This window comes from Arthrobacter sp. 2YAF22_2 (assembly GCF_052114645.1).
Lineage (GTDB): Bacteria > Actinomycetota > Actinomycetes > Actinomycetales > Micrococcaceae > Arthrobacter.
Map to the genome: position 1 here is coordinate 1 of NZ_JBFRFD010000167.1, position 6,685 is coordinate 6,685.

The following is a 6,685-nucleotide window of genomic DNA, read 5'->3' on the forward strand; positions in this document are numbered from 1 at the left end:
CTGGTTGCCGCCGGCCTTGTCACGCGGGTCCGCGACGCCGCCGACAAGCGCTACGTCGCCCTCTACCCCACGGCCGAGTCCCAGCGGATCAAAACGCTCCTCGAGGGCGCCTGGGCGCAGGCGCTGTCCGCGGCGAGTTCCCGGCTGTCGCCGGAGGAGCACCGGCAGCTCGCGGCCAGCCTGCCCGCCTTGCAGCGCCTCGCATTCCTCCTGGCCGAACCGGAGTAAGCCGGATCACCACTCTCCTAGCCGTAGTTATACTTGTGTAACTATTACTACTTTGAACGGTGAACGAGCATGGGCATGGCAACGCAGTTAGCAGATCGCGGCGAAAGGCAGGGGAGCGGCCGCAGGGCCGGCTGGTGGGCGCTGGTGTTCCTGGCCCTGGCGCAGTTCATGGTGGTCCTTGACGGCACCATCGTGAACCTCGCGCTCCCGCGCCTGCAGCACGAGATGGGCATCAGCGACGCGACGCGGTCCTGGGTGGTCACGGCGTACGCCCTGGCCTTCGGGGCATTCCTGCTGCTCGGCGGCCGGATCGCGGATTTCTGGGGGCGCAAGCGGACGTTTGTTGTGGCAGCGGCCGGCTTCGCGATCGCCTCCCTGCTGGGCGGCATCGCGCAACAGCCGTGGGAACTGATCGGCGCCCGCGCCCTGCAAGGCATTTTCGCGGCGTTGCTGGCTCCGGCTGCACTGGCGCTGCTGACCGTCGCCTTTCCGGGCGGAAAGGATCGTGGTACCGCGTTCGCCATCTTTGGCTCCATCACGGGTGTCGGCGCCGCCGTCGGCGTCCTGCTTGGCGGTTACCTGACCGAACACGTGACCTGGCGCTGGTGCTTCTTCGTCAACGTGCCGATCGCAATCGTCGCCCTGGCCGGGGTATGGTCCCTGGTCAGCGAAAGCAAGGCCCACGGGTCCGCTAAGTACGACTGGCCCGGTGTCATCCTGGCCGCCCTGGGCCTGGGCTCCCTGGTCTACGGCTTCACCAATGCCGAGCGCGGCTGGGACGTCCCCCAAGCCTGGGGTTTCATCGCCGCCGGCATCGTGCTCCTGACGGTCTTCGTCCTGGTCGAGCGCAGGGCCAAGCACCCGCTGCTGCCGCTGCGCGTGGCCACCGAACGCAACCGCGGGGCGGCCTTCCTGGCCTCTTTCCTGGCCGGTGCCGTCCTGATCGGCGGCATCCTCTTCATCAACTTGTACATCCAGATCGTGCTGGGCTTCGCGCCGTTCCTCGCCGGCCTCGCCTCCCTGCCCATGACTGTGGTGCTGATTATCACCGCCGGCCTGGTCGCCAAGAACCTGCCGAAACTGGGCGCCAAGATCCCGACAGGCGTCGGCCCGGTGTTCATGGCCGCCGCCATGCTCTGGCTCACCCAGGTCAGCGCCCAGGGCAGCTACCTAGTGAACATGCTGCCCGCCCTGCTGCTGCTGGGCATCGGGCTGGGTATGGTGTTTGTGCCAATGCAGAACCTCGCGCTGTTCGGCGTGGACCGGGACGACTCCGGCGTCGCCAGCGCCCTGGTGAACGCCTCCCAGCAGACCGGCGGCTCCCTCGGCATCGCCCTGTTCAGCACCATCGCGGCCGCGGCCACGGCAGGCGGAGTCTCGCCGGCGGCCCTGTCCGCCGGCTACGCAGCGGTGTTCCTCTGGGCGGCGGGGTTCGCGATCCTGATCGCGCCGATCGCCCTAGTCCTGATCAACATCGACCGCCACAAGTTCACCGGCACCGACGGGGACGCCCCGGCCGTCCACCTGGGCTGACAAGCGCAGCAAAAAAAATGACAGCCCCCTCGACTGGAGTTTCAGTCGAGGGGGCTGTTCCTTTGTGTGGAATCTGCGGCTGCGGGGTGCCTAAATCCACTTCGGGGCGGCCGGCACGGTGCCGTTCGCGGCGTCGCTCCCGGGTCCGGCGGCGGTGACGCCGTCGTTGCCCCGGCCGGCGGCCCATGCCACGACGGCGTCCAGGGGGCCGGAGACCACGGTGGACGACGCCGACGCGGTGTCGCCGAACGTGAGGCCGCGGTCCGTCACCTTAACAACCAGGTCCTTGTCCGTGCCGCGGGTCTTCCAGGCACCGGTGATGTCCGCCAGGAGCCGCTCCAGAACCGGGACGGGGATGTCCCGGAAGACGGCCCCGTTGTCCAGGTCCACCGCGTGCATCCACACTTCGCGGGTCCGCATCCAGACGGTTTCGCTGGCGGGGACTTCGCGGCCCTGGATGGTGCGCACCGTGCGGCGCCAGGCATCCTCGGGCAGGTCACGCCATTCGACGTTCAGGTGCACCGCGGAGTGGTCGAACAGGTGCCGCAGCGCGATCGGGCTCAGGGTTGCCCCAAAGTTGATCTCGTGGTCGCGGACATCCGTGGAGGCGTACATCGGGGTTTCCACCCCGGTGGCCGCCCACTCGACCAGCCGGGCAATTGCCCGGGCGTTGTAGCCGATGTGTGCCGTGATGTGGCGGCGGGTCCAGCCCGGCAGCAGCGTGTCGCCGTCGAGCTCCGCGTCAGACAGTTCGTTGAGCTTGCGGGCGAAGAATGCCGTGCCCCGGCGCGCCTGCAGCAGTGCCGCCAGCAGTTCCGGGTCGGTCGTCTGGTCGTGGCGCGCGACCATCAGGCTTCCTTGACTACGCGGTTCTTCAGTTCTCCAAGGCCCTCGATGGTGGTGACCAGGAGCTGGCCTTCCTGCAGGTAGCGCTTCGGGTCCTGCGCGTGGCCGACGCCGCCGGGGGTGCCGGTGGCGATCACATCACCGGGGTTCAGCGTGATGATGGTGGAGATGTAGGAAACCAGGAATTCCGGCGTGAAGACGACGTCGTTGGTCGGGGTCTGCTGCTGGATTTCGCCGTCGACCGAGGTGGTCATCAGGCCGCCGCTGAACTCGTCCTTGGTGACCAGGGCGGGGCCGAACGGGGTGGACTTCTCCCAGGTCTTGCCCTGCAGCCACTGGATGGTGCGGAACTGGTAGTCGCGCATGGACACGTCGTTCAGGACGGCGTAGCCGGCGATGTGGTCCGCGGCGTCCGCTTCGCTGATCCGGCGGCCCTTCTTGCCGATCACGACGGCGAGTTCGGATTCCCAGTCGACAGTGGACGATTCCTGCGGCAGGGCGAGGTCATCGTTCGGGCCGATCAGGGATTCCTGGTATTTGGCGAACAGGGTGGGGAACTCGGGGACTTCCCGGCCCATCTCCTTGATGTGGTTGCGGTAGTTGTGGCCAACGCAGATGATCTTGCCGGGGAAGGGGACGACGGCGTCGAGGTCGGCGCCTTCGAGCGGGTGCGTGGCGCCGGAAGCGGCCTGCGCGATGGACTCCCAGGCAGCGTCCTTCAGGAGCGCCCCGACGTCAGAGAACCCGTCGATCTCGGTGAGGGTGTCGCCGTCCTGGCGGACAGCCTTGGTCGAGCCGTTTCCGGTGCGGAGGGTGAGGAGTCTCATGCGTTCTTGCGTCCTTCGATGTAGGTGCGGTTGAAGTTCAGTCGTTCGAAAATGGGGGCGTCGCTGAAGCGGAACAGGTCAAACTCCGTTTGAGAGCCAGCCTCTGCCTGCAAAGACCACGCGGCCCAGGACGGGACCACGAAGAGGTCGCCCTTCTCGAGGGTCCTGGTTTCGCCGTTGAGGACCGCGGAGCCGCGGCCGTCGAAGACCTGCCAGACGCTTGAGCCGACCTCGCGAACGGTCTCGGTGGAGGCGCCGGCGCGGAGCCGGTGGAATTCGGCCCGGATGGTCGGCATGACGTCGCCGCCGGTGGTGGGGTTGGTGTAGCGCACGGCGGCGTGGCCCTGGGACACAGTGGCCGGGTGGCCCTCGTCCTCGAGCAGCAGCTGCTCGCGCAGCGCGCGGTCGGTGTACTCCCAGCGGTACGCCGCGATCGGCGAGCTGGTGGTGTCGTCCAGGCCGGAGAGCGGGCGCAGGCCCGGGTGGGCCCACAGCCGCTCGGACCGGGAGATGTCCGGGGTGGCTTCGTCGGTGACGCGTTCGGTGCCGAACTCGAAGAAGCCGGCGTCGGCGTAGTGCACGAACGGGATGTCCAGGCCGTCAATCCAGGCCATCGGCTCGTCGGTGTCGTTGTGGTGGCCGTGGAAGTTCCAGCCCGGGGTCAGCAGGAAGTCGCCGCGGGACATCCGGACCGGGTCGCCGTTCACGACAGTCCAGACGCCTTCGCCCTCAACCACGAAGCGGAAGGCGTTCTGCGAGTGGCGGTGCTCCGGAGCGGTCTCACGGGCACCGAGGTACTGGATAGCTGCCCACAGCGTGGGGGTGGCGTACGGGGTGTTGCCCAGGCCCGGGTTGGCCAGCGCGATGGCGCGGCGTTCGCCGCCGCGGCCCACCGGCACCAGGTCGCCGGCGCGGGCCGCCAACGGGTACAGGTCGCTCCAGCGCCACACGTGGGGCACCGCCTTGGGGGAGGGGACCATCGGCATCAGGTCGGCGATCTCGGTCCAGAGCGGGATCAGGTTCTCGCGGTCGAAATCCCGGTAGAGCTCTTTCAGCTGGGCAGCCTCTTCGGGAGTCGGCTCCGGGGCGGTGTGCCCCGCAGCCACAGATTCATGGGTCGTGTTCTCGGCGCTGATGGACACGTGGGCCTCCTACGTAGGTCAGAACAGTTCTATTTGGCGTCCTTAGACTCTACGTACGCGCCAGTGTGACCTCCAACATATTCTGCTAGTCAGAATTGTCGAGCCGGGGCGGAGGGACCTAGTCCGGATCGGCCGGATTAGCCGCGATGTCGATCTCCAGCTGCCGGCACGTTTCCCGGAGGGCGGGGACGAGCCCGGCGTCGAACACGCGGCGGAAACGGGTCGCCGGGGTGGCGACGCTGAGCGCCCCCACCACGTGCCCGTGCCGGTTGTGCAGCGCCATCCCCAGCGCGCTCACCCCCTCCTCGGTGCCTTCGAAATTTGCGGCAAACCCGTTGCCGCGGATGGACACCAGCTCCCGCAGGAACGCCGGGTACTCCTCGGCCGGGATGGTGTCCCCGCCAATCTCGGCATTGTTGCTCCGGAACAGCTGCTCGATCATCGGCGGTTCCAGTTCGGCGAGCATCGCCTTGCCGCCCGAGGTCCGGTTCGCCGGCATCACCGTCCCCTGCCGGTCACCCACCCGCAACACGTTGTTCCCCTCGACGGTGGCCAGGAAGCGGACTTTCGTGCCGACCCGCACCATCAGGTTCACGGTCTCGTTCAGCTGCGCGGAGAGCAGCTCCATGTGCGGCTGGGCCAGCGAGCGGAGCCTCCGGGTCCACGCCAGCCCCGCCGGTCCCACGCCCATCGCRGGGCCGGGCACGTAACGGCGGGTTTCGTCCTGTACCGCGAACCCCCGGTAGACCAGCATGGCCAGCAGCCGGTGCGCGGTGGACGGTGCTACCCCCAGTTCCCCCGCGGCGTCCTTGAGCCGCAGGGCGCCGCCATCGCGCAGCAGTTGAAGCAGCTGCAGCGCATTGTCGACCGCTTCGATGGAATAGGTCGGCCGCTTTTGCAAGGGCTTCCGGGCTGACTTCGCCGATGGTTCTTTCTGCACATCAGAATTGTATTGTGGTTCACCTGCGGCCGCTAGGACAGTAGTGGGATGAATCACACACCATCTGTTGCAACGCCGCAACGGTCCGCTCCCGGGGACTCCACTTTCGCCAGCTCTGGCGGGCCCGCGTCGCGGTTTCCCAAGAGCTCGGCCGCCGCCGTCCTGGTCTGCTGGCTGCTCGTCGTCTTCGACGGCTACGACCTCATCGTTTACGGCACCGTCCAATCCTCCCTGATCTCCGAAACCGGCTGGGGCCTGACCAAGGCCACGGCGGGCACCATCGGGTCCATGGCGTTCGTCGGCATGATGATCGGGGCCATCTTCGCCGGCCGAATGGCCGACTCCTGGGGCCGCCGCCGCACCATCATCGGCTGCGCCGTCGTCTTCTCGATTTTCACCATTTTTTGTGCGTTCGCCCCCAACGCGCCCGTCTTCGGCGTCCTGCGGCTCCTGGCCGGCGTCGGACTCGGCGGCCTGGTGCCGTCGGCCAACGCGCTGGTCGCCGAACTCGTCCCCGCCAAGTGGCGGTCCACCATCGCCACCTTGATGATGTCCGGGGTCCCGATCGGCGGATCGATCGCCGCTCTCGTCGGGATCCAGCTGATCCCCGCCTTCGGTTGGGAATCCATGTTCCTGGTCGCCGTGCTCGCTCTCCTGGTCGTGGTGCCCCTCGGCCTGAAATACCTTCCCGAGACCCTGGCCCCGGCCGGAACCACCGGCAAAGGGCAGGTCGCCAGGGAGCCTGCCGGATTCTCGTCCCTGCTCCGCGCCCCGTACCTGGGCATCAGCATGCTGTTCGCTGTGGCGACGATCGCCACTCTCTTCGCCTRGTACGGGCTGGGCACCTGGCTGCCTAACCTCATGCAGCTGGCCGGCTACAACCTGGGCTCGGCCCTGACCTTCGCCCTGGCCCTCAACCTCGGCGCCGTGGCCGGCTCGGTCCTCACTGCCTGGGCCGGGACCCGCTTCGGCCCGATTCCGACGGCGATCGCGGCGGCCGCCGTCGCCGCCGTCGCCCTGGTGGTCCTCGTGACCGGGCCGCCGGTCAGCGTCGTGTACCTCATGCTGGTGCTCGCCGGCGTCGGAACCCACGGCACCCAGTGCCTCATCATCGCCGCCGTTGCGAGCCACTATCCGGCGCACCTGCGCGGGACCGCGCTGGGCTGGGC

Annotated in this window: 6 protein-coding genes and 1 pseudogene; 3 read left to right on the forward strand and 4 right to left on the reverse strand. The window is 68.1% G+C overall.

Going from position 1 to position 6,685, the window contains the following annotated elements; all coding sequences use genetic code 11:
- Window positions 1-228 (forward strand): annotated as a pseudogene (locus tag AB4Y86_RS08820) (MarR family winged helix-turn-helix transcriptional regulator); the annotation flags it as partial.
- A gap of 75 nt (window positions 229-303) precedes the next feature.
- Complete coding sequence (locus AB4Y86_RS08825) at window positions 304-1,761, forward strand: MFS transporter (RefSeq protein WP_441401875.1); 1,458 nt, start codon at window positions 304-306, stop codon at window positions 1,759-1,761.
- Between the two features lie 90 nt (window positions 1,762-1,851).
- Here the strand turns inward: AB4Y86_RS08825 and AB4Y86_RS08830 are convergent, their stop codons facing one another.
- The 4 genes from AB4Y86_RS08830 to AB4Y86_RS08845 form a co-directional block, all read right to left on the reverse strand.
- Window positions 1,852-2,610 (reverse strand): maleylpyruvate isomerase family mycothiol-dependent enzyme, encoded by a 759-nt coding sequence (locus tag AB4Y86_RS08830; RefSeq protein ID WP_441401876.1) that lies wholly within the window; start codon window positions 2,608-2,610, stop codon window positions 1,852-1,854.
- A complete protein-coding gene (locus tag AB4Y86_RS08835) occupies window positions 2,610-3,434 on the reverse strand; it encodes a fumarylacetoacetate hydrolase family protein (RefSeq protein WP_441401877.1) in 825 nt (274 codons plus the stop codon). The genes AB4Y86_RS08830 and AB4Y86_RS08835 overlap by 1 nt, the downstream gene beginning before the upstream one ends.
- Window positions 3,431-4,576, reverse strand: a complete 1,146-nt coding sequence (locus AB4Y86_RS08840) for a cupin domain-containing protein (protein ID WP_441401878.1) — start codon at window positions 4,574-4,576, stop codon at window positions 3,431-3,433. The genes AB4Y86_RS08835 and AB4Y86_RS08840 overlap by 4 nt, the downstream gene beginning before the upstream one ends.
- A 118-nt stretch (window positions 4,577-4,694) precedes the next feature.
- Window positions 4,695-5,516: an IclR family transcriptional regulator gene (locus AB4Y86_RS08845; protein WP_441401879.1), complete on the reverse strand. Its 822-nt coding sequence runs from the start codon at window positions 5,514-5,516 to the stop codon at window positions 4,695-4,697.
- A gap of 48 nt (window positions 5,517-5,564) precedes the next feature.
- On the opposite strand from AB4Y86_RS08845, the gene AB4Y86_RS08850 reads away from it, so the two are divergent.
- The coding region (locus AB4Y86_RS08850) for an MFS transporter (RefSeq protein WP_441401880.1) at window positions 5,565-6,685 on the forward strand (1,121 nt) is incomplete at its 3' end.